The organism is Bacillus sp. 22483 (assembly GCF_052044605.1).
Lineage (GTDB): Bacteria > Bacillota > Bacilli > Bacillales > Bacillaceae > Bacillus > Bacillus altitudinis.
In genome coordinates this window covers 271,692-296,900 of record NZ_JBQENU010000002.1, presented here as the reverse complement: position 1 = coordinate 296,900, position 25,209 = coordinate 271,692, and the positions used below count along the sequence as shown (strand labels likewise).

The 25,209-nt window shown below is 41.8% G+C and carries 27 protein-coding genes; 22 read left to right on the top strand and 5 right to left on the bottom strand.

The genetic code is table 11. The annotated features are described in order from the left end of the window. Window positions 1–58: 58 nt before the first annotated feature. Together pyc and ACTJJQ_RS04410 are read left to right on the top strand one after the other, a co-directional pair. On the top strand, window positions 59–3,505 hold the full coding sequence (gene pyc / locus ACTJJQ_RS04415; protein ID WP_440599985.1) for a pyruvate carboxylase: 3,447 nt from the start codon (window positions 59–61) through the stop codon (window positions 3,503–3,505). 100 nt (window positions 3,506–3,605) lie between these two features. Further along, window positions 3,606–5,039: a cryptochrome/photolyase family protein gene (locus ACTJJQ_RS04410; RefSeq protein ID WP_440599984.1), complete on the top strand. Its 1,434-nt coding sequence runs from the start codon at window positions 3,606–3,608 to the stop codon at window positions 5,037–5,039. Between the two features lie 39 nt (window positions 5,040–5,078). On the opposite strand, the gene ACTJJQ_RS04405 is transcribed toward ACTJJQ_RS04410, so the two are convergent. After that, window positions 5,079–6,002 (bottom strand): COX15/CtaA family protein, encoded by a 924-nt coding sequence (locus ACTJJQ_RS04405; RefSeq protein WP_008345045.1) that lies wholly within the window; start codon window positions 6,000–6,002, stop codon window positions 5,079–5,081. A gap of 389 nt (window positions 6,003–6,391) precedes the next feature. Here ACTJJQ_RS04405 and cyoE point away from each other — a divergent pair, with 389 nt between their 5' ends. The 6 genes from cyoE to ctaG all read left to right on the top strand — a co-directional run bounded on the left by cyoE (window position 6,392) and on the right by ctaG (window position 12,577). Continuing rightward, the gene (gene cyoE, locus ACTJJQ_RS04400; protein WP_007499825.1) at window positions 6,392–7,309 is read left to right on the top strand and encodes a heme o synthase; all 918 of its coding nucleotides are present in this window, start codon (window positions 6,392–6,394) and stop codon (window positions 7,307–7,309) included. Window positions 7,310–7,588: 279 nt separating this feature from the next. After that, entirely contained in the window at window positions 7,589–8,656 is a 1,068-nt protein-coding gene (gene coxB / locus ACTJJQ_RS04395) for a cytochrome c oxidase subunit II (RefSeq protein WP_440599983.1), read from the top strand. A 188-nt stretch (window positions 8,657–8,844) separates the two neighbouring features. Then, the gene (gene ctaD / locus ACTJJQ_RS04390; RefSeq protein ID WP_007499823.1) at window positions 8,845–10,716 is read left to right on the top strand and encodes a cytochrome c oxidase subunit I; all 1,872 of its coding nucleotides are present in this window, start codon (window positions 8,845–8,847) and stop codon (window positions 10,714–10,716) included. Next, window positions 10,716–11,336 (top strand): cytochrome c oxidase subunit III, encoded by a 621-nt coding sequence (gene ctaE, locus ACTJJQ_RS04385; RefSeq protein ID WP_007499822.1) that lies wholly within the window; start codon window positions 10,716–10,718, stop codon window positions 11,334–11,336. The genes ctaD and ctaE overlap by 1 nt, the downstream gene beginning before the upstream one ends. Before the next feature lie 2 nt (window positions 11,337–11,338). Then, window positions 11,339–11,668, top strand: a complete 330-nt coding sequence (gene ctaF / locus ACTJJQ_RS04380; protein WP_003211520.1) for a cytochrome c oxidase subunit IVB — start codon at window positions 11,339–11,341, stop codon at window positions 11,666–11,668. Window positions 11,669–11,698: 30 nt separating this feature from the next. Beyond that, window positions 11,699–12,577 (top strand): cytochrome c oxidase assembly factor CtaG, encoded by an 879-nt coding sequence (ctaG, locus tag ACTJJQ_RS04375; protein WP_017367183.1) that lies wholly within the window; start codon window positions 11,699–11,701, stop codon window positions 12,575–12,577. A gap of 238 nt (window positions 12,578–12,815) precedes the next feature. Here ctaG and ACTJJQ_RS04370 read toward each other — a convergent pair whose 3' ends face one another. Further along, window positions 12,816–13,181, bottom strand: coding sequence for a YugN family protein (locus tag ACTJJQ_RS04370; RefSeq protein WP_008345035.1), 366 nt, complete (start codon window positions 13,179–13,181; stop codon window positions 12,816–12,818). A 161-nt stretch (window positions 13,182–13,342) separates the two neighbouring features. Between ACTJJQ_RS04370 and ACTJJQ_RS04365 the strand changes: the two genes are divergently transcribed. The 9 genes from ACTJJQ_RS04365 to coaD all read left to right on the top strand — a co-directional run bounded on the left by ACTJJQ_RS04365 (window position 13,343) and on the right by coaD (window position 18,404). Further along, complete coding sequence (locus ACTJJQ_RS04365) at window positions 13,343–13,765, top strand: CBS domain-containing protein (protein WP_045034299.1); 423 nt, start codon at window positions 13,343–13,345, stop codon at window positions 13,763–13,765. Between the two features lie 122 nt (window positions 13,766–13,887). Beyond that, window positions 13,888–14,931, top strand: coding sequence for a CAP domain-containing protein (locus ACTJJQ_RS04360; protein ID WP_008345031.1), 1,044 nt, complete (start codon window positions 13,888–13,890; stop codon window positions 14,929–14,931). A 109-nt stretch (window positions 14,932–15,040) separates the two neighbouring features. Continuing rightward, window positions 15,041–15,454 carry a YlbD family protein gene (locus ACTJJQ_RS04355; protein ID WP_024720298.1) on the top strand — a complete coding sequence of 138 codons (414 nt, stop codon included), beginning with the start codon at window positions 15,041–15,043 and terminating at the stop codon, window positions 15,452–15,454. Window positions 15,455–15,473: 19 nt separating this feature from the next. Next, on the top strand, window positions 15,474–15,722 hold the full coding sequence (locus tag ACTJJQ_RS04350; RefSeq protein ID WP_017359376.1) for a YlbE-like family protein: 249 nt from the start codon (window positions 15,474–15,476) through the stop codon (window positions 15,720–15,722). A gap of 73 nt (window positions 15,723–15,795) precedes the next feature. After that, window positions 15,796–16,203 (top strand): hypothetical protein, encoded by a 408-nt coding sequence (locus ACTJJQ_RS04345; protein ID WP_007499810.1) that lies wholly within the window; start codon window positions 15,796–15,798, stop codon window positions 16,201–16,203. Between the two features lie 57 nt (window positions 16,204–16,260). Beyond that, a complete protein-coding gene (locus ACTJJQ_RS04340) occupies window positions 16,261–16,710 on the top strand; it encodes a YlbF family regulator (RefSeq protein WP_017359375.1) in 450 nt (149 codons plus the stop codon). A gap of 65 nt (window positions 16,711–16,775) precedes the next feature. Further along, the gene (locus tag ACTJJQ_RS04335; protein WP_008345023.1) at window positions 16,776–17,048 is read left to right on the top strand and encodes a YlbG family protein; all 273 of its coding nucleotides are present in this window, start codon (window positions 16,776–16,778) and stop codon (window positions 17,046–17,048) included. Window positions 17,049–17,360: 312 nt separating this feature from the next. Next, window positions 17,361–17,918, top strand: coding sequence for a 16S rRNA (guanine(966)-N(2))-methyltransferase RsmD (gene rsmD, locus ACTJJQ_RS04330; RefSeq protein WP_007499805.1), 558 nt, complete (start codon window positions 17,361–17,363; stop codon window positions 17,916–17,918). Window positions 17,919–17,921: 3 nt separating this feature from the next. Further along, window positions 17,922–18,404 carry a pantetheine-phosphate adenylyltransferase gene (gene coaD, locus ACTJJQ_RS04325; protein WP_007499803.1) on the top strand — a complete coding sequence of 161 codons (483 nt, stop codon included), beginning with the start codon at window positions 17,922–17,924 and terminating at the stop codon, window positions 18,402–18,404. 13 nt (window positions 18,405–18,417) lie between these two features. Here coaD and ylbJ read toward each other — a convergent pair whose 3' ends face one another. Further along, window positions 18,418–19,626: a sporulation integral membrane protein YlbJ gene (gene ylbJ, locus ACTJJQ_RS04320; RefSeq protein ID WP_440599982.1), complete on the bottom strand. Its 1,209-nt coding sequence runs from the start codon at window positions 19,624–19,626 to the stop codon at window positions 18,418–18,420. 156 nt (window positions 19,627–19,782) lie between these two features. Here ylbJ and ACTJJQ_RS04315 point away from each other — a divergent pair, with 156 nt between their 5' ends. Together ACTJJQ_RS04315 and ACTJJQ_RS04310 are read left to right on the top strand one after the other, a co-directional pair. Further along, entirely contained in the window at window positions 19,783–20,562 is a 780-nt protein-coding gene (locus ACTJJQ_RS04315; RefSeq protein WP_025207288.1) for a patatin-like phospholipase family protein, read from the top strand. Window positions 20,563–20,566: 4 nt separating this feature from the next. Then, on the top strand, window positions 20,567–21,595 hold the full coding sequence (locus ACTJJQ_RS04310; protein ID WP_017359372.1) for a SepM family pheromone-processing serine protease: 1,029 nt from the start codon (window positions 20,567–20,569) through the stop codon (window positions 21,593–21,595). A gap of 34 nt (window positions 21,596–21,629) precedes the next feature. Here ACTJJQ_RS04310 and ACTJJQ_RS04305 read toward each other — a convergent pair whose 3' ends face one another. Next, window positions 21,630–22,877 (bottom strand): nucleotidyltransferase, encoded by a 1,248-nt coding sequence (locus tag ACTJJQ_RS04305; protein ID WP_349497111.1) that lies wholly within the window; start codon window positions 22,875–22,877, stop codon window positions 21,630–21,632. Window positions 22,878–23,083: 206 nt separating this feature from the next. Here ACTJJQ_RS04305 and ACTJJQ_RS04300 point away from each other — a divergent pair, with 206 nt between their 5' ends. The 3 genes from ACTJJQ_RS04300 (at window position 23,084) to gerR (ending at window position 24,475) form a co-directional block, all read left to right on the top strand. Then, the gene (locus tag ACTJJQ_RS04300; RefSeq protein ID WP_008345010.1) at window positions 23,084–23,602 is read left to right on the top strand and encodes a YceD family protein; all 519 of its coding nucleotides are present in this window, start codon (window positions 23,084–23,086) and stop codon (window positions 23,600–23,602) included. A gap of 21 nt (window positions 23,603–23,623) precedes the next feature. Next, the gene (gene rpmF / locus ACTJJQ_RS04295) at window positions 23,624–23,797 is read left to right on the top strand and encodes a 50S ribosomal protein L32 (RefSeq protein WP_008354700.1); all 174 of its coding nucleotides are present in this window, start codon (window positions 23,624–23,626) and stop codon (window positions 23,795–23,797) included. A gap of 138 nt (window positions 23,798–23,935) precedes the next feature. Beyond that, complete coding sequence (gene gerR, locus ACTJJQ_RS04290) at window positions 23,936–24,475, top strand: sporulation-specific transcriptional regulator GerR (protein ID WP_017359370.1); 540 nt, start codon at window positions 23,936–23,938, stop codon at window positions 24,473–24,475. A gap of 53 nt (window positions 24,476–24,528) precedes the next feature. Here gerR and ACTJJQ_RS04285 read toward each other — a convergent pair whose 3' ends face one another. After that, complete coding sequence (locus ACTJJQ_RS04285; RefSeq protein ID WP_007499784.1) at window positions 24,529–25,008, bottom strand: N-acetyltransferase; 480 nt, start codon at window positions 25,006–25,008, stop codon at window positions 24,529–24,531. Between the last annotated feature and the right edge of the window lie 201 nt (window positions 25,009–25,209).

Below are 25,209 nucleotides of genomic sequence, written 5' to 3'. Positions count from 1 at the left end.
CATTTCTTCCTTTATTATAGAGTACATATAAAATTTTAAGGGATATGGAGGAGTGAGAATGTCACAGAGAACAATTCAAAAGGTTCTAGTTGCAAACAGAGGGGAAATCGCTATCAGAGTCTTTAGGGCCTGTACGGAGCTCAACTTACGTACAGTGGCCATTTACTCCAAAGAAGACTCGGGCTCTTATCATCGCTATAAAGCCGATGAAGCATATCTAGTTGGAGAAGGGAAAAAGCCGATTGATGCCTACCTTGATATCGAGGGGATCATCGAAATTGCAAAACGAAATGACGTGGATGCGATTCATCCAGGATACGGATTTTTATCTGAAAACATTCATTTTGCAAGACGATGCGAAGAGGAAGGCATCCAATTCATCGGCCCAACTTCTCAACATTTAGATATGTTTGGAGATAAAGTAAAAGCGAGAGATGAAGCGAAAAAAGCTGGAATTCCAGTCATTCCAGGAAGTGACGGGCCAGTTGATTCGGTCAAAGAAGTCGAAAAATTCGGTGAAGAATACGGTTACCCGTTTATTATTAAAGCTTCACTTGGAGGCGGCGGCCGAGGTATGCGGATTGTCAGATCAAAAGAGGAGCTAAGCGAAGCCTATGACCGTGCAAAGTCAGAGGCGAAAGCGGCTTTTGGAAATGACGAAGTATATGTTGAAAAGCTGATTGAAAATCCGAAACATATTGAAGTGCAGGTGATTGGAGACAATCACGGCAATATCATTCATTTATACGAGCGTGACTGCTCTGTTCAAAGGCGTCATCAAAAAGTCATTGAGGTTGCGCCAAGTGTGTCTCTTTCTAATCAATTACGTGAAGACATCTGTGAAGCGGCTGTTCAGCTGGCCCAGAATGTATCGTATATCAATGCAGGGACTGTAGAATTCCTAGTGGCAAATGGCGAGTTTTATTTTATTGAAGTCAATCCTAGGGTCCAAGTGGAACACACGATCACAGAAATGATCACAGGTATCGATATCGTCCAAACCCAAATTCTTGTCGCAAAAGGACATGACCTCCACAGCAAAGAAGTCGGGATACCAAAACAAGAAGATATCTTTACACATGGATTTGCCATTCAATCAAGGGTCACAACAGAAGATCCTTTGAATGATTTTATGCCAGATACAGGAAAAATCATGGCTTACCGTTCAGGCGGTGGTTTTGGTGTACGTCTTGATACAGGGAACAGCTTCCAAGGTGCGGTGATTACGCCTTTTTACGATTCACTGTTGGTCAAGCTGTCTACTTGGGCACTTACTTTCGATCAAGCTGCGGCTAAAATGGTCCGAAATTTACAAGAATTCAGGATTCGCGGCATTAAAACAAATATCCCGTTTCTTGAAAACGTCGCGAAGCACGAGAATTTTCTAAAAGGGGAATATGATACATCGTTTATTGATTCGACACCAGAGCTATTTAACTTTCCTAAGCAAAAAGACCGCGGAACGAAAATGCTTACTTATATTGGTAACGTTACCATTAATGGGTTCCCTGGTATTTCTGAAAATAAGAAGCCTCATTTTGATCAACCAAATGTGCCGAAACTTGCTGTCCATGAAACGATTCCTTCTGGAACGAAACAATTGTTAGACAAGCATGGACCTGAGGGGCTCGCCAATTGGGTGAAAGAGCAAAGCGGTGTACTCTTAACGGATACAACCTTTAGAGACGCACATCAATCCCTGCTTGCAACACGCTTTAGAACACACGACTTAAAGAAAGTTGCTCAGCCAACAGCAGGCTTATGGCCAGAGCTATTCAGTATGGAAATGTGGGGCGGTGCTACATTTGATGTGGCATATCGTTTCTTGAAAGAAGATCCTTGGGAAAGATTGAAAGAGCTTCGTCAAGAAGTGCCAAACACTTTGTTCCAAATGCTATTAAGATCATCAAACGCTGTCGGATATACAAACTATGCGGATAATGTGATTAAAGCATTTGTAAAGGAATCGGCAGAGGCAGGCATTGACGTCTTCCGTATTTTCGACAGTCTAAACTGGGTCAAAGGTATGACGCTTGCCATTGATTCTGTTCGTGAATCCGGCAAAGTGGCAGAGGCAGCGATTTGTTATACAGGTGATATTCTTGATCCATCACGTCCGAAATATGATTTGAAATATTATGTCTCTCTTGCGAAGGAGCTTGAATCTGCAGGCGCTCATATTTTGGGCATTAAAGATATGGCGGGATTATTAAAACCGCAGGCGGCTTATGAGCTTGTATCTGCTCTAAAAGACGAGCTCACGATTCCAATTCATCTTCATACACACGATACGAGTGGGAATGGACTCTTCACCTATGCAAGAGCGATTGATGCAGGTGTTGATATTGTTGATGTTGCTGTCAGCTCTATGGCGGGGCTCACATCACAACCAAGTGCGAGCTCATTATATTATGCTTTAGACGGACATGAAAGAAAGCCAGAAATGAATGTTCAAGCGGTTGAACGTCTTTCTCAATATTGGGATTCCGTCAGAAAATATTACCATGAGTTTGAAAGCGGAATGAATTCACCGCATACAGAAATTTATGAGCATGAAATGCCTGGTGGCCAGTATAGTAACCTGCAACAGCAGGCGAAAGGGGTCGGCCTTGGCGAACGCTGGAATGAAGTAAAAGAAATGTACAGACGTGTAAATGACATGTTTGGTGACATTGTGAAAGTGACACCGTCTTCTAAAGTGGTCGGAGATATGGCACTTTATATGGTGCAAAACGATCTGACAGAAGAGGATGTTTATGAAAAAGGAGCAACACTGGATTTCCCAGATTCGGTTGTTGAATTGTTTAAAGGCTATTTAGGACAGCCTCATGGCGGATTCCCAGAAAAGCTGCAAAAGCTGATTTTAAAAGGGGAGGAGCCGCTTACTGTCAGACCGGGTGAGAAACTGAAGCCTGTGGACTTTGAAGAGATCAAAAAGCAGTTCAAAGAATCACATGATCTGACGTTGACAGAACAAGATGCCATTGCATATGCTTTATACCCGAAAGTCTTTTCTGAATTTGTTCAAACAGCAGAAAGCTATGGAGATATCTCTGTTCTTGACACACCAACTTTCTTCTACGGCATGAGACTTGGTGAAGAAATTGAGGTGGAAATTGAAAAAGGGAAAACCCTCATTGTCAAACTCGTGTCCATTGGAGAACCGAATCCGGATGCTACAAGAGTGCTTTACTTTGAACTGAATGGACAGCCGCGTGAAGTGGTCATTAAGGATGAAAGCATCAAATCCTCCGTTCAAGAAAAAATGAAGGCAGATCGCTCAAATCCAAATCACATTGCGGCATCAATGCCAGGCACTGTCATCAAAGTACTTGTTGAAAAAGGACAGAAAATTTCTCAAGGTGAGCACTTGATGATCAATGAAGCGATGAAAATGGAAACGACGGTACAAGCACCGTTCTCAGCAGTCGTGGATGAAATTCATGTCACGAATGGAGAAGGGATTCAAACTGGAGATCTGTTGATTGTCTTAAAGCCTGAATAATGAGTGAGACACATCCACTGCGATGTGTCTTTTTTTGAGCGCATTAAAATGTGCAGCCGCCCGCTAGAGTGATTACACTATAGAATGAGGTGAAGAAAGAGTGGAAATTGTCGTGATTTGGTTTCGCCGAGATATGCGATTGGATGATCATATCGCCTTATCAAAAGCGATCACATATGCAAAAAAACATCAGTACCGATTATTTGCTTTTTATCATCTAGATCCGTTTTTTACAGAAATGGAACTGGATTTGAACAACGAACATTTCTTTCAAAACTTGGCCAATTTCGTCAAGGAAGCGAGAGAATTTCACATGTATGTTCATCTCATTCATGATGATATTTTGTCCGCTTTTCAAAAGCTCATGAATGCTTATGACATCAATGCGGTCTTTTTTAATGAGGACGAAGTAGGAAATGGTCGAACACGTGATGAGCAAGTGACCCGTTTCTTAGAAGAAAAGGGCATTCATGTGTCAAAGTGGCAAGATACGCATCTGCATGGGGCGAGAGATATTTTAAAAGCGGATGGGTCTCATTATCAAGTGTTTACTCCATACTATCAAGCGTGGCGGAAGCAGGAGAAGCAGTCTGTGATAAAAGTTGACAAATCATTTCTGAGCAGTGAGCACACGATTTGTGATGAGTCACTTTCTGAAAAGGGAGATGAGAAACTAAGGGACATCATCAAGAAATGTACAAGGAAATTCGATCAGATTGGGTCAGACAAAGCGAGAAGCACGCTAGACGGCTTTATTCAAGAAAGATTGACGCGTTATCACGAGAAACGAGATATTCCGTCTGTTTTTGGGACGAGCAAGCTGTCTCGGTTCTTAAAAACCGGGACCATTTCTATTCGCACGATCTTTCATGCTGTCAATGAGGAAGAACTTTTTGAAGATGAGGGCAAGGAAACATTTATCAAAGAGCTGGCATGGCGTGATTTTTATCATATGATCTTTGCGCATTATCCAGAGATGAAAGAAAAAGAAATCAACTCCTCCTTTCAACATATAAAATGGAATGATGATGAGACACTTTTTGAAGCTTGGTGTAAAGGACAAACAGGCTTCCCACTCGTTGACGCAGGGATGAGACAGTTAAATGAAGAAGGCTGGATGCATAACCGTTTGAGAATGGTGACGGCTTCATTCCTGACAAAAGATTATTTCATCGATTGGAGAAAGGGCGAAGCGTATTTTGCGAGAAAACTTGTCGACTATGATGAGGCTTCGAATATTGGGGGATTTCAGTGGGCGGCCTCTGTTGGAACGGATGCGGTTCCTTACTTCCGTATTTTTAACCCAACGACCCAGTCGAAACGATTTGATCCAAGTGGAGAATATATTAGAAGGTATGTACCAGAACTAAAGCATGTGAATGAAAAATGGATTCATGAACCGAGTAAAATGCCGATAGATGAGCAGATGAAATCGGGGTGTGTGCTGGGGGATATATATCCTCTGCCTACAGTCGATCATCAAGAAAGACGAAAAAGAGCCATTTCGACATTTGAAGAAGCGAAACAAACATAAAAGAAATCCCCCTTTTCGGATGAAAGGGGGATTGTATGTTTATCTGAAAGGCTCTCTATTTTCATATTTAAACCGGGCAATGAGTAAGCAGAAGTAGCATAGTACCCCAAACAAACAAGAAATAAAGAATGAATGAGCAAGCGCATAACCGAGTGCGAGCTGAGAATAAACAGACATGACACCAGAGATCGCTTGAAGTGTAATCAGAATGGCTGAAATGATCCATCCATAATACAGCTGCTTTTGTTCTTTATAATGTTTAAGGGCATGGAACATCGCAACAAATATCCAAACGAATAAAAGAAGGGCTGCTGCTCGGTGAGACATTTGAACCCATTGATTAAAATACGCTGGAAGTGCGCCGTCTTTTGAACAAAATGGGAAGACAGAGCATGCAAGACTTGATTTTGTATGTCTCACATAGGCGCCCGTATACACCACAATATACGTATATGTGATCAACCCATAAATATGGAACTGCATTCTTTTGCCGATATGAAGCGGCTTCACAAGCTTTGTTTCAGATCTGGTTGCTTCAAACACAAGCAGGGCCAGCAGTAAAATGGAAGCAAAAGAAATCAGTGAAATACCGAAGTGCAGTGCCATGACAAGTGCGTTAGAACCAAACACAACTGCGAGTGCCCCTAACAGCGCTTGAAGCAGTAAGAATATAATGGACATGATGACCAAAAATTTGGTTTCACGGAATACTGGACTGATTTTTTTCCAGCATAAGACCGCCAGTGCCAGTACAAGAATGGTGGAAACTCCTGTTGACATGCGGTGGCTCCATTCGATAATGGAAGCAGGGTTCATTTCTGGAAAGAAACGACCGTGGCAAAGGGGCCACTGTCTGCCGCAGCCAAGACCGGAGCCAGTTTTCGTCACAAGCGCACCGCCAATCAGAACGATCAGCATCACAAATGTTGTGACAACGCTCAATAACCTTAAAGCAAATTTCATCAAATGATTTCACCTTCTCTAAATAACTTCTGATCTAAATGAAAACCTCACATGCTCTCAAGTTTAAGCCAAATGCGTGTTCTGTTGCAATTCATAATGACCAAAGTTCACAAAAAAATGATATGTTAGTTCACAAAGTTTACAGATTTAGAGTGCTTGATCTTTCTTTGACAGTCTGATAGAAATAGAGGAGAGAATATTTCATTTTGCACCGCCTTCTGAAACGCACATCCTAATAAATTCACGAAAAGTTCACAAATAACTTCAAGTTTGTCGTTTATTATTTAATAGGATGTTTTTTTACAGCTCTTTATCTTGTATGATAGAGTTGTAACGATTTTACGTTTTATTCGTTCGTTTGAAGGTTTGGGCAAGGGAGGTTATACACATTGGCAAATTCCAAAACAGCCGCGGAAGCAGCTATTCATGGACAAATAGAAGAAACAACCGCTTTAAAAGATTTTCTTGCTCTTATTAAAATGGGCATCGTCAATTCCAATTTCATTACAACATTTACTGGAATGTGGCTTGCTTTTTATTTTACAGATATGAGTTTCCTTGGGAATCTTGATATTGTTCTGTTAACAATGATTGGTTCTTCTCTTATTATTGCCGGTTCATGCGCCATTAATAATGCGTTTGACCGTGATATTGATATACTAATGGAAAGAACAAAAACAAGACCGACGGTGACAGGTAAAGTTCAGCCAGGTCAAGCGTATGCATTTGGTATTCTGCTTGTTGTACTTGGACTGATTATGCTTCTGATGACAACTGTTACATCAGCAGTGATTGGATTTATCGGTGTCTTTACTTATGCAGTTCTATACACGATGTGGTCTAAACGTCATTACACCATTAATACAGTCATTGGGAGTGTATCTGGTGCGGTTCCGCCATTAATTGGCTGGACAGCTGTTACAGGCACCATCGACACAACGGCTTGGGTCCTGTTTATGATTATGTTCATCTGGCAAATTCCGCATTTCTTATCACTTGCGATTAAGAAAACGGAAGATTACCGCAAAGCAGGTATTCCAATGCTGCCAGTTGTTTACGGCTTTGAAGTCACAAAACGCCAAATCATCATTTGGACAGCATGTCTTCTCCCGCTTCCATTTTTCTTAGGTGGATTAGGATGGCCGATTGTCGCACTTGGCACATTGCTGAACATTGGATGGCTCGTCATTGGTCTTATGGGCTTTAAAATGAAAGATATCATGAAGTGGTCAACACTCATGTTCGTTTATTCATTAAACTACTTAACAATCTTTTTCGTTGCGATGATTATTATTACACTATTCTAGAGTGAAATACACTTTGATCACATCAAAACAATGGCTATATCTTATAACACAACATTTTCTTACAACTATGAAAGCCGCCTGATATTCAGTTCTATTTAGGCGGCTTTCTGTTTATACATAGATGGTATTTTGAGTAAAAACATCATTTTTTTATGAAAAGAGGAAATGTAAGTGCTTTTATAAGAGGCGGGGGTTATGGATGGGTGAAAGGTGATTTTATAAATAAGAGGTAAAAAGCGAAAGGCAAAGGAGATCAAGCAAAAGGGGTTGGGACAAATTATGATAAGAAAATGGCGTGTTTATTCACTGTTTCTTTTACTGACGCTCGTTTTGGCGGGCTGCGGTGAACCATACTTATCAACACTGAGGCCAGTTGGGGAAGTAGCAGATAAACAGTTTTTCCTAACGGTACTGAGTACACTTATTATGGTTCTTGTCGTTATTGTTGTATCGATCATTTTCTTTTACGTCATCATTAAATTCAAACGTTCTAAAGTGGGAGAAGATACGATTCCTAAACAGGTAGAAGGGAACCGTAACCTCGAAATTACGTGGACAGCGATTCCGATACTTCTACTCATTATTCTCGTTGTACCTGTTGTGGCATACACGCTTGAGCTAGGGGATACAAGCGCTATGGATAAGAAAAAACGAGATCCTGAAAAAACACTTGTTGTGAATGTAAGAGCCAGCTTATATTGGTGGGAATTTGAATACCCTGATTATGGGATTGTGACAAGTCAGGAATTGATTGTTCCAACTGACCAAAAGGTTTATTTTAAGCTGAAAGCATCCGATGTGAAACACTCTTTCTGGGTTCCATCGGCTGGGGGTAAAATTGATACAAATACAGACAACGAGAACAAGTTTTATTTAACATTTGACTCAAAACGAACGAAAGATGCTGGAGAATATTTCTATGGGAAATGTGCGGAGCTTTGCGGTCCATCACATGCTTTAATGGACTTTAAAGTTAAAACGCTTTCTCAAGATGAGTTTTTAGGCTGGACGAAAAAGATGTCAGATTATAAGAAGCCTGCATCTACGTCAGATCTAGCCCTTGAGGGTGAAAAACTCTTTAAAGAGAAAAACTGTTTAAGCTGTCACGCGGTAGAGCCTGGAGATGAACGGCCAGAGGCGGCAAGGACTGCTCCAAACCTTGCAACCTTCGGAGAGCGGACAAAAGTAGCTGGAATTAAAGACATGAACAAAGAAAATGTCAAAGCATGGCTGAAAGATCCAGAGAGCTTTAAACCAGGTAATAAGATGACAGGGACGTACCCTAAACTAAATGACTCAGAAGCAGATGCACTCTACGAGTATTTAAAAGGTCTTAAAATACAGTAAATGCCTTGAGCAGCTTGAAGTTGCGCACATTCAAAAGGGTATACGATCTATGTGAAGTTTTTGTTAAGAGCTCCCGAATAAGTCTCTACATCCAAGAATAAGTCATCTGTCAGATATAGTCTGTTTTTAGAACGTGAAGATAGACATTGATATGAAAAGGGGCAAATGGGAGATAAGAGGGGGATTTCATGGTGAGTACAATAGCTAAAAAGCGGGGGTTTGGCGCTGTCTTATGGGATTACTTAACGACGGTTGACCACAAAAAAATTGCCATACTATATTTAGTGGCAGGGGGATTTTTCTTTTTAATTGGTGGCCTGGAAGCGATGATTATCCGTATTCAGCTAGCCATCCCTGAAAATGATTTTGTGAGTGCAGGGTTTTACAATGAAGTCATGACGATGCATGGAACAACGATGATTTTCCTTGCAGCAATGCCGCTTTTATTTGCATTAATGAATGCGGTTGTACCCATTCAAATTGGTGCACGTGACGTAGCGTTTCCATTTGTGAATTCACTTGGTTTTTGGCTGTTCTTTTTCGGTGGTATTTTCTTAAACCTTGGATGGTTTATGGGCGGGGCACCTGATGCAGGCTGGACTGCCTATGCGTCGCTCACGCTGAATTCAGAAGGGCACGGCATGGATTTCTATATTTTAGGGTTGCAGATAGCGGGTATTGGTACGCTAATTGCCGGAATCAACTTTCTTGCAACGATTATTAATATGAGAGCGCCAGGTATGACGTATATGAGAATGCCGCTCTTTACCTGGACGACGTTTGTGGCATCTGCACTAATTTTATTCGCATTCCCGCCGCTGACAGCAGGACTTGCGATGCTGATGCTTGATCGAATGTTTGATACGAGCTTTTTTAATCCAGAGCTCGGCGGAAATACAATCATCTGGGAGCATTTGTTCTGGATTTTTGGACACCCAGAAGTGTATATCTTGATTTTGCCGGCATTTGGGATTTTCTCTGAGATCATTCCGGTGTTTGCAAGAAAAAGATTGTTTGGTTATTCGTCCATGGTGTTTGCGACTGTATTAATTGGTTTCCTTGGATTCATGGTGTGGGCGCATCACATGTTCACAACAGGACTTGGTCCAATTGCCAATGCGATCTTTGCCGTAGCCACAATGGCGATTGCGGTGCCAACTGGAATTAAAGTATTTAACTGGTTGCTCACCATATGGGGCGGTAATGTGAAGTTTACAACGCCGATGTTATATTCAGTTGCGTTCATTCCGTCATTCTTACTTGGCGGTGTAACCGGCGTCATGCTTGCAGCAGCAGCAGCGGATTATCAGTTCCATGACACGTACTTTGTTGTGGCGCATTTCCACTATGTCATTATCGGTGGTGTGGTCTTCGGTATTTTAGCTGGTGTGCATTATTGGTGGCCGAAGATGTTTGGGAAAATACTGAATGAGAAGCTTGGGAAAATTGGCTTTGTGCTGTTTTTCGTCGGTTTCCATTTAACGTTCTTTATCCAGCATTTTCTCGGTCTTTGGGGCATGCCGCGCCGAGTCTTTACATTCTTGCCAGGTCAGGGTCTAGACCTTGGGAACTTGGTCAGTACGATTGGGGCACTGTTCATGTTTGTAGCAGTTGTGATCATGCTGATTAATATCATCTGGACGACAGCAAAAGGAGAGCGTGTATCGGGCGATCCTTGGGGAGATGGAAGAACGCTTGAATGGGCAGTATCTTCACCTCCGCCAGAATATAACTTTAAGCAGCTGCCTCTTGTACGGGGACTTGATCCATTATGGATTGAGAAAATGGATGGTAAAAAAGGAATGACAGCATCTGAACCGCTCGATGATATTCACATGCCGAATAATTCCATCTTGCCTATCATTATCTCATTCGGTCTATTTGTGTCAGCGTTTGGTTTTATGTATCGTCAAGAACACAGCTGGGGTCTACCGGTGATCTTCATTGGTCTTGGGATCACGTTTGCGACCATGCTCGTTCGCTCTCTTAAAGATGATCATGGATACCATATTCACAAAGAAGATTTGACGGATGACGATGACAAAGGGGTGAAAGCATAATGGAACCACAAAAAATGACAGCGGAAACCTTTCCGGCTTCTCCTGAGAAAGCCACGTTAGAAGGAAAGAATAAGTTCGTCGGGTTCTGGTTGTTTCTTGGGGGAGAAACGGTCCTGTTTGCATCTTTGTTTGCCACTTATTTGGCGCTGAAAAATTCAAATGCAGGCGGCGCAACAACAACTGAAATGTTTGACCTCACACTTGTCTTTATTGCCACAATGCTTCTGTTAACGAGCAGTTTAACGAGTGTGTATGCTATGTATCATATGAAAAACTTTGCCTTTAAAAAAATGCAGCTTTGGCTAGGTGTAACCGTTCTTTTAGGTGCTGGATTTTTAGGGGTAGAAATTTATGAGTTTTATCATTATGTGCATGCGTATGAATTTACCATTACGAGCTCTGCACTTGGCTCTTCCTTCTATACGCTTGTTGGAACACACGGGGCTCACGTCGCATTTGGACTCTGCTGGATCACCGCTCTGATGATTCGGAATATGAGACGCGGACTCGATTTATACAATGCACCAAAATATTATGTGGCAAGCCTTTATTGGCACTTCATTGATGTTGTGTGGGTCTTCATCTTTACCGTTGTATATTTAATGGGAATGGTGGGATAAGAATGGGAAATAAAAACACAAATCAGTCCAAAGTCGATCTTGTCTATCGGAAAAAGAAAAATGCCGAAGAAATGAAGCATCAGCTCATTTCTTTCGGCTTGATGATTGGTTTAACGTTTGTTGCCTTTTTAACAATCGCCTCTGAAGACGTCGGAAATTGGTTCGCTGTCCCTTTTATTTTACTGCTTGCAGTGATTCAGGTCGCTTTTCAGCTTTATTATTTTATGCACATGAACCAAAAAGGGCATGAAACACCCGCGTTGTTTCTTTACTCAGGTGTGTTTGTCGCGTTTATTACCGTTTTAGCCTTTTTGACCATTATTTGGTGGTAAGCTCGCTTTGCCCTTGAAGGAGGCGCAGCAATGGAAAACTTAGAGATATTTGGATTTCGTGCATTATGGAGTCCTTACTATTTGACATGTATTGTAGCAGCAGCCGCTTTTTATCTGCTTCTCGTGACGAAGGGTAAGCACCGTGCGACGGTGAAAGAGAAAACGCTGTTTCTCACGGGGCTTGTGTTGCTTTATGCAGTGAAGGGGAGCCCGATTGATTTAATGGGGCATATTATGTTCAGTGCGCATATGGCGCAAATGGCAGTGCTCTATTTGGTCATCCCGCCCCTTCTTATTACAGGTTTACCTGCGGCGATTTGGGAGCGGATCATTCAAACACGGGGTATTCAGCCGATTTTCCGCTTGTTTTCTAAGCCGTTGATTGCCTTACTCGGTTTTAACGGGTTGTTTTCGCTGTATCATATTCCGCTTGTGTTCGATTTTGTCAAAACAGATCCGTTTTATCACGCATTGATGACGGTTGTCATTTTTATCGCTGCCTTTTTCATGTGGTGGCCGCTTGTCCATAAAGTGCAAAGTCAGCCGCAGATTACAGGCATTTTAAAGCTTGGATATATTATGGCAGATGGGATTTTAATGACACCTGCCTGCGCACTCATTATGTTTAGTGAAGCGCCTATCTATGCCACTTATTCAGATGCCGGCGCATGGATACAAGCACTGCACCTATGCGTACCGAGTGATATGCTTGCTGGTCTTGCGCTTACGGGACCTGACATGTTTCATACATTGCCGCTGCTAGAAGATCAGCAGCTAGGTGCTATTTTGATGAAAATCATTCAGGAGATTGTATACGGATCGATTCTTGCTGTTGTCTTCTTTGACTGGGCGAGAAAAGAAAGAGCGAAAGATGCCGTACCAGATGCGCTCATTCCGAAATATGAATAAATGAAAAGCACAGCCGTAGGGCTGTGCTTCCAGATTGTTGGCAAAGGGCTAAAATGAACTTTATTTTAGCCCTTTGTCTTCTTTTTTTCAGCGTGATAGAAAACCTTTGCAGTCCTAGGAAGGACGAGCACTGGAGCGGAGCGAATTTGGCATTCGTGAGCACCAGCGCACAGGACTGACAACGAATGCGAGGGTTTGTCTACACGCTGAAAGCACAGCCGTAGGGGCTGTGCTTCTTTTATGCTTCAGCAGTTATCGCTTCTAGTTTTTCTTTCAATTGGTTCAGCGTTTTTTTGCTGGATTGAATAAGAGATTTAGGGAAATCTTCGCCTTCTCCATATTCAACACCATGCGGATAATAGTGTTTTCCAAGTAAAGGTGTCAGCAGCTGGATGTGGGCTTTTTTGGAGCCGACATCTCCCTCAGTGGCGTAGCCAGAGATCCGTAAGTAAAACGTCCCCTCTACCATGTTATACTTCCTGTCGTACGTCACACGCTCATAATCCCATTGATCGGCTCGTACAAATCCTTCACTTTCCATAATGAAATCCAATTTATTTAAGTCAGCTGATACCTTTTCAATCCCCGTACCTTCAAACTTCACCCAAAACCCCTCCTTATAAAAATTCCCTTTACTGACAATCATAGTATGAAAGCGTTAAACTTTCAACTGTGAAGGGTATGTTCTTTTATAAGCTGGTTACAGTAATAAAGAAAATAACGGATGGAGGAATCAACGTGAAAACGAAAAAAATCAAAGATATCATGACGAAAAAAGTAGTGACGTTGCAAAAGGACGACAATGCATATGAAGCGGCAGTCAAAATGAAAGATGCTGACATTGGTGCCATTCCAGTAGTCGACGGAGATCAGCTTGTTGGTATTGTCACAGACCGCGACCTTGTACTTAGAGGTATTGCTGAGAAAAAGCCGAACTCACAAGAGGTTGGTGCCCTCATGACGAAGGAAGTTTTGACAGCTGAAGAAGATGCAACCCTAGAAGAAATTGTCCGGTTGATGTCAGAACATCAGCTCCGCCGTATCCCGGTTGTCAAAAACGGGGCACTCACAGGAATCGTAGCCCTTGGGGATTTATCAGTTGAAGATTTATCAAACGATCGTGCAGGTGATGCTCTGACGGAAATCTCTCAACAAGACCAGGATCATGGCCAAGGATTTCTTCATTAGGAGGGGCATATTTTAAATTCGTGTTAAATAGGCTGTATTGTCGTTGATAAATGGAGCAAGTTTTGTTTAAATGACAGTAGAAGGTACTTTTTGTACCTTGCCAATTTAACGGAGGTGTTTATTTGAAAACTGTGCTGAAAACACTCTTCATCCTCCTGATTATATCTGGAACGTACGTTCTGTTTATTCAATATGGATCTTCACCAGAAAAAGAAAACAGCAATGAGCCGAAGGTGTCTAATGAAGAAACATCTAGCGATAAGCCGATCAACATTCCGAAAAAAGGTCTCATGTCCTTTATGGGGAAGTCTTCAAACGAAGTGCTTAAACAGCTAGGGGAACCAGATCGCATTGATCCTTCCGCATATGATTATGACTGGTGGATATACAATCAATCGAAGAAACACTATATTCAAGTAGGGGTAAAGGACAGTAAAGTGGTGACCTTGTTTGCAACAGGGGATGGGCTGAATGTTGAGCCGTTTAAAATCGGTCAAGCCACAAGTGAAGTGTTTAAAAAAACACAAATCGCTCCTTACATTCATGTAGAGGACGAGGGAAATTCATATCGCTTTGAATTCTCAGAAGATGATATGAATACCAGGCCGACGGTGAAAGTGGGAGATGATGTGTATGTCCAGCTCTACATGGATAAGTTTGAAAGCACTCTTTCGAGCATTCGAGCCTTTAACGCAGATACATTTGTCAAACAAAAGCCGTATGAAGTCGTTTATCGAGGTCAATTAATTGAACCTGAGGCGATATCAGGCGAAAAGTGGAAGGATATTGAAGCGTCGAGTCAAAAACAAATTTTTGATATGACCAATATTATCCGCCATAAGTACAAACTGCCGACCTTAAAGTGGGACGATGAAACCTCTGAAGTGGCATTCATGCATAGTGAGGACATGAAGGATCATCATTATTTCTCCCATGAATCTAAAAAATACGGCACGCTGAAAGACCGGTTAGAAAGAGGCGAGGTCGCATTTCAGCTTGCGGGGGAAAACATTGCGTATAATTATGTTGATGGCCCTGCAGCTGTAGAAGGTTGGCTGAATAGCGAAGGTCACCGGAAGGCATTGTTAAATCAAGATTACACGCACCTTGGCGTTGGTGTGAAAGAAAAGTATTATACACAAAACTTCATTAAGAAAACGTCTTAATCCTCTAAACAGCTGCGCACAGATGGCGGCTGTTTTTTTATGAAAAGGGCTCACCAAAATAGACCCAGATGTATATAGTATAGTAGGCATTTGTATGGGGGGTGAGGATATGACAAATAAGCAAAAGCAAACATCCATTGATGAATTTAAACAGTTCGTCAGACGCCATCCGAAATTAATTCAAGAAGTGCAGACGCAAGAAAAAAGCTGGCAAAGTTTATACGAGAATTGGGTCATGTTTGGTGAGGAAGATGACATGTGGTCTCCTTACCGGCAAACACAAACGGAAGAAGCAAAAGAAGAAAAAGCCGCTAAGCAAAGTGAACCGGGAAAAGCAGATTTTATGTCTAAAATGGTTTCTGCAGTGAAAAAAATGGACGCTGATCAAATGAATGAACAAATTAATAAAATGAGCCAGTCTATTTCCTCTTTACAAAGCTTACTCGGTCAATTTTCATCAAATGGCTCAAAGAAGGGTTCATCTGGAGGCAGCCAGCACCCATTCTCCTTCAGGAAAGATTAATTGAAAGGGGATGCTTTTGGTGCGGAGAGAAGTACAAGAGTTTGTCATGGCCGAAGAGGATCGAATCAAATTCATCAGGCAGCGCCCACTCTGGTATAGACAGTTAACGCGGCATCCTGAAAATGTCACTTCGTTTGAATTAGATAAAATGAACTTTTACGAAAAAACCATTCCTCATCGTGTGAGCCAGTTGAGCAATAGTGTCCAAATGGCTGAAATGATGATCCAGATGTTCCAAGCAATGCGCAATCAAAATGGAGCCGGCTGAGGCTTTTTTTGAGTTGATTAAGATGTCTATTTCATGAGCATCCTATGAAAGTAGACGAAAGGAGAATCAGAACATGAAATGGATGCTGTCAATATGCGCATTGCTTTTTCTTCTCACCGGATGTCAAAGTCAACATGATCAAGAGCAAGTAACTAGGCAAGAACCAGCAGTACCAGTCATGCAGCAGACGCAAAGTGAAATGAAGCAGCAAGGCTTTTTAAAATACAAAGTGCAGGGATCTGTTGTGTATATAGAAAGTACACTTCAAGATTTTCACCTTGAACCTTCACCCCTCAAAAAGGATAAGAAGGCGGGGTATTTTACTGTGTATGTAGACGGGAAACGGGCAGGCAATGAGTATACTGCGGCGTTTGTGGTCAAGCACCTTTCAAAAGGAAAGCATAAAATGACCGTTGTGCTAAATTCTCGTCACCCTGAATATAAGCAGAAAAGAGAGACGTGGGATGTATTTGTCACGTAAAAGCATTTTCTGATCCATAGGTTTCGTGGTAAACTATGAATTGGAGGTGCAACATTTATGTATGCGACAATCGAATTCGTGGAGCTCCAAGAGGAAGCAAATCAATTGGCTGCCATGATTCTTCAGTCGGAGGAGGCTGAACATTACCGCAACTGCTTTAAGCGTCTCCAGCAAGACGAAGAAGCCCAACAAATTATTGCCCATTTTACAAAAGTAAAAGAGCAATATGAAGATGTGCAGCGGTTCGGCAAATACCATCCGGACTATAGAACGATCTCAAAAGAAATGCGTGAGGTCAAAAGAAAGCTAGATCTTCACGATACAGTGGTTGATTTCAAAAAAGCAGAAACAGCGATTCAATCCATCTTAGATGAGATTAGTATTGAAATCGGTCAAGCTGTATCAGCATATATTAAAGTTCCAACAGGGAACCCATATTTTGATGGTCTATCATCATGCGGCGGTGGCTGTGGATCAGGAGGCAGCTGTGGCTGTAAAGTATCTTGACGAGACTTGAACGTCTCGTCTTTTACATAATGAACGGAAAGAATTGAAAAGCGGCAGGTGAAAAGATGGATACTAAACGTCAAGGGATGGTCGTTTGGCTGCATTCGTTAAAGCAGTCAAAAGCGCTAAGGAAATTTGGGAATGTTCACTATATTTCAAGGAAAATGAAATATGCAGTGATTTATTGTGATATGAATGATCTTGAGCGCCACATGGCAAAGCTCAGTTCATTGCCATTTGTAAAACGTGTTGAGCCTTCCTATAAACCTTTTATTAAATTAGAGTACGAATCGAAATTGGACAAAGCAAAAGAGTATGATTATAAGGTGGGCTTTTAAAGACACAAAAAAACCCCCGCGGCATCACCCGCGGGGTCCTTCTATTCTTAATGATTCATTAAGGAGAAGGCAAAGGGAGAGGAGAAACCGGAGGAAGAACTTATGGGGAAACGTAAGTCTTCTCCGCGGTTGGCAACAGCACCACATCAGATGCTGTTAACAGTAGTATGACCCTCTCTTTTGTGATCTATACATAGAAAATGAATGGAATTCAGTGCATTGTCCCATGTGGAGTGGATATGGTAAGATAATGTTGAATTTTTTGTCATCAAACAATATTCAATAGATGCAAGCAGAAAAAGTGGTGGAAAAATGAGAGTGATTTCTGGAACAAAAAAAGGCCGCACGCTGAAAGCCGTACCCGGCCAATCAACAAGACCAACAACAGATAAAGTAAAAGAATCCATTTTTAATATGATTGGACCGTATTTTGATGGGGGATGGGCCCTTGATTTATTTGCTGGAAGTGGTGGTTTAGGAATTGAAGCGCTTTCTAGAGGATTCGATCATTGTATATTTGTGGATCGAGATATGAAGGCGATTCAGACGATTAAAGGCAACTTGAATCAATTGTCGCTGATGGATCAAAGTGAAGTGTTTCGAAATGATGCAAACCGTGCACTCGCCGCTGTAGTGAAGCGAGAAGAATCTTTTCAAGCCATCTTCCTTGATCCGCCGTATAAAGATCAAAAGTTGAAAGCACTTCTTGATACGATTGATGAGCATTCCTTATTAGCAGATGATGGCGTCATTGTGTGTGAGCATGATAAAGATGTGACACTGCCAGAGGAAGCAGGACAGCTGCATATCTCAAGGCAGGAAATGTACGGAATGACTGGCATTACGATCTATAGAAAGCGGGGAAATTAAAGCATGGGGAATATAGCCGTTTGTCCGGGTAGCTTCGATCCAGTCACATTGGGCCATTTGGATATTATCAAAAGAGGGGCAAAGATTTTTGATGAAGTATATGTGTGCGTCCTCAATAACTCGTCAAAAAAGCCGTTGTTTACTGTTGAAGAGCGATGTGAACTCATTCGTCAAGCAACAAAGGAGCTACCAAATATCAAAGTGGAATCCTTTCATGGACTGCTCGTTGATTATGCGAAACAAAAAGAGGCGAAAGTCATTTTGCGCGGACTTAGAGCGGTGACGGACTTTGAATACGAAATGCAAGGGACATCAATGAACAAAGTGTTGAATGATGACATTGAAACGTTCTTTATGATGACAAATAATCAATACTCCTTCTTAAGTTCAAGTATTGTTAAAGAAGTAGCGAAGTATCATGGATCAGTCAAAGAGCTTGTACCGCAAGAGGTCGAAGCTGCGCTGAAAGAAAAATTTAATGGATGAGTGCATTGTGCACTCATCCATTTTTTAATTTCTGATAATAGAGCGCAATATACACGATCAGACTGAACAAGGTGATGAGAGGACCAACAGATACAAGTTGATTCCATAAAACGCTGCTAAACATCACGACTTGCTCGCTTGATTCAAATGCCCCTGCTGGAAGCGCCATGTCTGCTTTAGAGACATAAAGGGGTTTGAATAACAAAAAGGCAAAGACGGCTGCGTAAATACCGTGAAGTAAACGGGCGAAGAAAAACGGTTTAAAGCGTATATCGGTTGCTGCCAAAATGCCAGCTACCTGAGCTTGAACGGAGAATCCGCTAAATCCTAAAATAAAGCTGACCACAATTGTTTTAGCGAGCAGGGAAACCTCTTGTGACCCTGTGAGCTGACTTCCTAATGTGATTTCAAATAGACCCGCAATCATGGCTAGATCTAATTCCGGCGGAAGGTGCATCGTTTTCAGTATAGAGCCGATCCCGATAGAGAGAAGATCTGTTACATGAACGACAGCGAGCATTTTACTAAAGACAGAAAATAAAATGATAAAGCCGCCAATCATAAAGAGCGTTTGAACAGATGACATGACAGCGTCACTTAATATTTGGCCAAGTGGTCTTTTTTCTGCGAGTCTTGCCATATGAAGAGCGCTGAATGCTTCTCGAATTGGAGGCAATAAAAATCCTTTTCGGCTTCTGAGGTGCGCATCATGACGTGCTTTATATCCGCGCATCGTCACCCCAACCGCGAGATTTCCTAAATAATGTGCACAGGCTAACACAATGCCTAAAGCTGGATGATGAAAAAATCCTACAGCCACTGCTCCAAAAATGAACAAAGGGTTTGAAGAATTGGTAAACGACACAAGGCGTTCTGCTTCAATTCTTGTCAGCTGTCCTTCCTGCCGAAGTCTTGTCGTCAATTTAGCGCCAGAAGGAAAACCAGAGGCCATTCCCATCGCCAGCACAAATCCGCCGACACCAGGCACCCGAAAGATAGGCCGCATAAATGGCTCTAATAATACGCCGACAAATCTGACAATTCCGAAACTGATTAATAGCTCGGACAAAATAAAAAAAGGTAGCAGCGATGGAAAAACCACTTCCCACCACATTGCAAGTCCATTTTTCGATGCTTGCAAAGAGGCTTGTGGATGTGTAATCACAGTGGCTGTTAAAAAGATAAAAAAAGCAGCGATGAACAGAGTGTTCCATTTTTTCATGGAGATGTCGCCCCTTGCCGTTATAATCTATTGGCGAGCTCGTGATTAAAGAAAAAGAGATGCTAGCCGAGCCTGTCTTCTATTACTATACGATGAGAAGGGGCATGTTTAGACCTATAGATTCGTATATATGCATAGAAAGAGGAGGGTGGATTCATGAAACGACCGATTATCGGGCTTGCGCTGGGCTCCGGGGGTGCCAGAGGGATGGCGCATATCGGGGTTTTATCTAGTCTTGAGAAACAAGGAATTCAGGTGGATATGATCGCAGGAAGCAGTATTGGTGCTCTTGTGGGGAGCTTTTATGCAGCAGGACAAGACGTAGAAAAAATGAAAAAACTTGCACTTGTCTTCAGAAGAAAGTATTATGCTGACTATACACTGCCAAAAATCGGTCTGTTAAAAGGAAATCGAATTTTGCAGCTGATTCACACGTTTACATATGGGAAGAATATTGAAGAAATGCGCATGCCTCTTGCGATTGTCGCCTGTGACCTTCAGACAGGGGAGAAGGTTGTGTTCAAAGAAGGGTCTGTCTCACAAGCAGTCAGGGCAAGCATTAGCATTCCGGGTGTGTTTGTTCCGCATGAAATAGGCGGCAGGCAATTGGTGGATGGAGCGGTAGTGGACCGCATTCCTGTCTCTGTTCTCAAAGAAATGGGGGCAGATCTCATTATCGCCTCTGATGTATCAAGGGTGAAAAAAACAGAAAAGGCAACGAGATTATCGGATGTCATTATGCAAAGTTTGGACATCCTTCAAAATGAATTGGTTCGTCACCAAACCATTCATGCAGATCTCATGATTCGGCCGAAGCTCGAGACCTTTAGCTCTAGTGCGTTTACACAGGTTCAAGAAATGATTGAAGCAGGTGAACTCGCCGCCGACCAACTAAAAGGAAAACTGAAAGATGTCATTGATAAATGGGAGTGTTAATCGAATGAAAAAATTAAATATTCGCTGGCTCAGCTTTTTTGCTGTTGTTCTAGTCTTATTTGGCTTAACTTTTGTGAAACTGCCCTATTACGTCACAAAGCCAGGTGATGCAACAGAAATTGCGCCACACATTCAAGTAGACGGAGGATATGGCGAGAAGGGCAGCTTTTCTCTTATGACCATTAAAGTAGGTCCAGCCAATCCATATACGTATTTGCTTGCAAAAATGAACAAGTATGACGAAATCGTTCCAGAAGAAAATATTAAAGCGGACGGAGAGTCTGATGAGGATTATATGAAACGGCAGCTGCAGCTCATGAAAAGTTCTCAAGAAAATGCGATGATTGCCGCTTATACAAAAGCGGGAAAAAAAGTAGATTATACGTTTAATGGGGTATATGCGAGCTATGTGATGAAAGGAATGCCTGCATATGGGAAGATTGAAGTTGGCGATAAGATCAAAAGCGTCGACGGCCATACATATGAGTCAGCAGATAAAATGGTTTCGTATATCAGCAGTAAAAAAGCAGGCACGACTGTCCGTTTTGTACTTGAACGTAATGGCAAAGAAATCACGCAGAACGTGACGTTAAAACCATTTAAAGAAGAGCCAAAACGCGTGGGAATTGGCGTATCATTATTTACAGACCGTCATGTGAAAGTGTCTCCTTCTGTGAAAGTGGATATTGAAAACATCGGCGGTCCATCGGCTGGTTTAATGATGTCACTTGAAATTTACAATCAGCTGACAAAAGAAGATGAAACACACGGCTATGCGATCGCAGGAACTGGAACGATTGATGCAGATGGTACAGTCGGACCGATTGGCGGAATTGATCAAAAGGTTGTTGCAGCAGACAAAGCAGGAAAAGACATCTTCTTTGCACCGAATGATAAAGGTGACCCAAACTCTGACTACAAAAATGCAGTCAAAACAGCAAAAGATATTAAAAGTGATATGAAAATCGTTCCTGTGGATACCATGCAGGACGCACTAAACTATTTAAACAAATTAAAAGAGAAAGCATCATAAAAAAGAGCAGCCTGCAAATCAGGCTGCTTTTTTTCTATCGAGATGAAAAGAGTCCGCTCTCTTCATCATATCGAATCGGTGATGTTTTAAACTCTGCTTTTGTTAACTCTGTTTGCATGGGTTCAGAGATGGGAAGGCTAAACACCCTTGAAGCGCGAATATCAAGATCAAGGGCGGGATGTGAAAAGGAAGACAGTTTACTCACAAGTGGTACATCCAACTCTTTTTTTACAAGAGACAAGTACTGTTGTCCTTTCCTTGTCATTCCAAGTAAACGAATATAGGGCGCTTTTTTCTCTTCAAGCAGCTCGTGCATCGTCTTTTTCTTCACGTTCATTAATAGATGCGTATTCATCCGCTGTAACCTTGTCCACGTATATCGTTTTGTTTTGACAAGTGATAGATACTCCTCGTAGGAAGATGCATGTGTCATGGCTTTTTGCATGCGGTGTTCAATGCCTTCTTCAATTTCATAGATGCCCTCTAATTCACTCGTATCCATTGTATGAAAAACATGTTTCAGAAAGCGAAAATAGGCTTCTTGCGTATGTAAAAGACCATATGAAGAATGATAGTCGTGTAATTGCTTTAAAGTAGCGTCCGGGAGGTAGGGCGTGACTGCTTGAAATGAGCTCTGTTCTTTTAATGCTTTTCGGATACTTGTGGCGCTTGCGATTTTTTGGTTGTCAGGCAGTTCTTCATCATGATAATCAGATGCAATTCTTTGAGACGTAAAAGGCTGCATGTGAGGAGCTCTCTCTAAGATGGCTTTAACATAATGAAAGCCTAAAATGTTATTTGGTTTGGACAAATCCAGTAAGTGTTCAGAATGAATGGCCTCTTGAAACGCACCTGCTGCTGCTGCGGGATAACTAAGACCTTCTTTCACCTTTTCTTTTGTTAAAAGATCAATCTCTGCCTTTTTTTCATGCCAAGCGTGTGCTGTGCGCTCAAATGCGTTGATCTCTCCATCCTCACTGCCGAAAAAAAGAGAATGGCATTTTAATGCATCGAGGATGGACACAGCGCCATTGGCGAAGGTTTCTGCCTTTTGTACGGCATATATGTATGGAAGCTCACACACAATGTCTACGCCGTTTTGCAGTGCCATTTTTGTACGTGCCCATTTTGAGACGATGGCAGGCTCCCCGCGCTGGAGGAAAGAACCGCTCATGACGGCAATGGCAACATCTGAGGAGGTTTGTTTTTTCGCCTGATTCACATGATAGGCATGCCCATAATGAAATGGATTGTACTCGACAACGACTCCCACTGCTTTCAATAGATGTTCCGCCTTTCTTGCTATGGTTAAATGGTCTGTGCTACAGTAGCATAAGGGAAAAATGAAGACCATTTTTTTCAGTGTAGGCATTCCGAGAACTGATGTCAAACAGCCCTTTGACATCATGAAGGACTGTAAAGAAAAAATATTGACAAATAGCATGATGAAAGCTATAATCATGTTTGTTGCTCTTAGAGGTGATACAATTGAAATGGACAGTTTATCAGTTACATCAAAAAGCTAAAAACAGCTTCGATTTTCATGAGACGGTTGACTTAAATGAACTTACTAGCCTTCATTCAGATATACGTCGTATTTCACCAGTAGAGGTGAAAGGGACTGGAGTGATCGAATCAAAGCAAGTCGCATTTGATTTAACCATCACAGGTGAAATGACATTGCCTTGTTCAAGAACGCTTGTTGATGTAAATTATCCATTTGCGATTTCAACAAAAGAACTATTTGTACTTCATAAGACAGACGACATAGAAGATGAAGACGTATCTGTTGTAGAAGACGATATCATCGACTTAACGCCTATAGTCAAGGAAGAAATTCTTCTTGAAGTGCCCATGCAAATCTTTTGCGACCAAGCTGACGTAAAAGGTGCTGCACCACAGGAAGGGAATGACTGGGCGGTCATTTCGGAAGATGCACATCAAAACCGAATTGATCCTCGTCTAGAAGGCTTGAAAAAGCTCTTAGAAGAAAATAATGAATCTTAACTCTTTAAGGAGGTGGGAATAATGGCTGTACCTTTTAGAAGAACTTCTAAAATGAAAAAAAGATTGCGTCGTACGCATTTCAAACTACAAGTACCTGGTATGGTAGCTTGCCCAGAATGCGGTGAAATGAAAATTTCTCATCGTGTCTGCAAATCTTGCGGAACATACAAAGGCAAAGACGTAAAAAGCAACTAATGCTTGATAAAAAAACGTGAGGGAATCTTCCCTTGCGTTTTTTTATTGATCTATTTTTTAGGTTTCTCTCCTGCAAATAGTCTATCTACTCTAGTAAGCGCATATGATGTGGTATTCAGATTCAGGGGGGATGATGAGTTGACGATTACACGGCAGGACGCATGGACACAAGATGAAGATTTACTTTTAGCAGAAGTTGTCTTAAGGCATATCCGAGATGGCGGTACCCAGCTTTCAGCATTTGAAGAGGTTGGAAAAGCATTGTCAAGAACAGCAGCAGCATGTGGATTCAGGTGGAATTCTTACGTCAGAAAGCAGTACCAGGCAGGCATTGAGCTTGCCAAAAAACAGCGAAAAGAACTGCGTAAAAAAATTGGTATCCATTCTTCGGGTTTACCGCAGCATGCGTTCACCATAGAGGAGAAGGCATCTTCTGATCAGACTGAACTGACGCTTCGAGAAGTAATTCGGTTTCTAGAGCAGCTTGAGAAAGAACCATCTGGTCCAGCTTATTTACGGGAGGAGCTTAAAGATGCACAGCATCAATTAAAATCACTCACCGAAGAAAATGAACAGCTGAAGCGTCAATTAAAAATGACAGAAGAAGATTACCGGGCACTTATTGGTATTGTTGAAAGAGTCAAACAGAATATCAGCTTAAAAGATTACGCAAAATAAGAAAACGCCCCTCACAGATGGAAAGAGGGGCGTTTTCTTATTGATTAAAATGATTAAGCGGACTCACCTGTGTTCTTTTGAATATGTGCAGGCTCCCAAATGAGTGGGTTTTCTCCTTTATCGCGTTCCATATCATATTTCACCGCTTCAAAGCCCATTTTATCCCAAAAACCGGCAGATTTGACGCGTGGATTCGTTCGAATTGGAAGGCCGAAAGATTTTGCGAAATCAACAAGCGCTTCGCCGTATCCTTTACGCTGATATCCTGGCAGCACTTCTAGCTTCCACAGCTCTAGATAATCATGATTATGGTCAAAATACGTCGTCGTCGAGCCATCTACTTGATAGAGGCTCATACGTGCCACAAGCTTATCTCCAAAGTAAATCCCATAAAATGGAGAGTTGCTGTCATTTTCAATCATATTACTTTCTAGGTCTTCAAGCATGGAAAGTTCTTGTATGCCATATTCCTTAAATTGTTTAAATTCTTCTAATGTTTTGTAGTTAATCAGAAGACGTTTTACTTGTGTCATGTGATCTTCCCCCTTACACACATAATGTCGACAGTGATGTCATTGAAGGCGTTTTCATCCCATCCGCCTAAAAAAGTTTTTACACTTATTATTATAGTTTTTTAATTAAAAAAATTCAATCATAGCGCGTTATCTGCTTTTTGCATCGTAGCACGAAACTGGTAAAATAGTTGATAACATGAAGTAAACAGAAAAAGGGAA

Coding starts and splice junctions, on each gene's coding strand:
- pyc (WP_440599985.1), top strand. CDS start 59: ATGTCACAGAGAACAATTCAAAAGGTTCTAGTTGCAAACAGAGGGGAA.
- ACTJJQ_RS04405 (WP_008345045.1), bottom strand. CDS start 6,002: ATGAAATTTGCTTTAAGGTTATTGAGCGTTGTCACAACATTTGTGATG.
- coxB (WP_440599983.1), top strand. CDS start 7,589: ATGATAAGAAAATGGCGTGTTTATTCACTGTTTCTTTTACTGACGCTC.
- ctaD (WP_007499823.1), top strand. CDS start 8,845: ATGGTGAGTACAATAGCTAAAAAGCGGGGGTTTGGCGCTGTCTTATGG.
- ctaE (WP_007499822.1), top strand. CDS start 10,716: ATGGAACCACAAAAAATGACAGCGGAAACCTTTCCGGCTTCTCCTGAG.
- ctaF (WP_003211520.1), top strand. CDS start 11,339: ATGGGAAATAAAAACACAAATCAGTCCAAAGTCGATCTTGTCTATCGG.
- ctaG (WP_017367183.1), top strand. CDS start 11,699: ATGGAAAACTTAGAGATATTTGGATTTCGTGCATTATGGAGTCCTTAC.
- ACTJJQ_RS04365 (WP_045034299.1), top strand. CDS start 13,343: ATGACGAAAAAAGTAGTGACGTTGCAAAAGGACGACAATGCATATGAA.
- ACTJJQ_RS04355 (WP_024720298.1), top strand. CDS start 15,041: ATGACAAATAAGCAAAAGCAAACATCCATTGATGAATTTAAACAGTTC.
- ACTJJQ_RS04345 (WP_007499810.1), top strand. CDS start 15,796: ATGAAATGGATGCTGTCAATATGCGCATTGCTTTTTCTTCTCACCGGA.
- ACTJJQ_RS04340 (WP_017359375.1), top strand. CDS start 16,261: ATGTATGCGACAATCGAATTCGTGGAGCTCCAAGAGGAAGCAAATCAA.
- ACTJJQ_RS04335 (WP_008345023.1), top strand. CDS start 16,776: ATGGATACTAAACGTCAAGGGATGGTCGTTTGGCTGCATTCGTTAAAG.
- rsmD (WP_007499805.1), top strand. CDS start 17,361: ATGAGAGTGATTTCTGGAACAAAAAAAGGCCGCACGCTGAAAGCCGTA.
- coaD (WP_007499803.1), top strand. CDS start 17,922: ATGGGGAATATAGCCGTTTGTCCGGGTAGCTTCGATCCAGTCACATTG.
- ylbJ (WP_440599982.1), bottom strand. CDS start 19,626: ATGAAAAAATGGAACACTCTGTTCATCGCTGCTTTTTTTATCTTTTTA.
- ACTJJQ_RS04315 (WP_025207288.1), top strand. CDS start 19,783: ATGAAACGACCGATTATCGGGCTTGCGCTGGGCTCCGGGGGTGCCAGA.
- ACTJJQ_RS04310 (WP_017359372.1), top strand. CDS start 20,567: ATGAAAAAATTAAATATTCGCTGGCTCAGCTTTTTTGCTGTTGTTCTA.
- rpmF (WP_008354700.1), top strand. CDS start 23,624: ATGGCTGTACCTTTTAGAAGAACTTCTAAAATGAAAAAAAGATTGCGT.
- ACTJJQ_RS04285 (WP_007499784.1), bottom strand. CDS start 25,008: ATGACACAAGTAAAACGTCTTCTGATTAACTACAAAACATTAGAAGAA.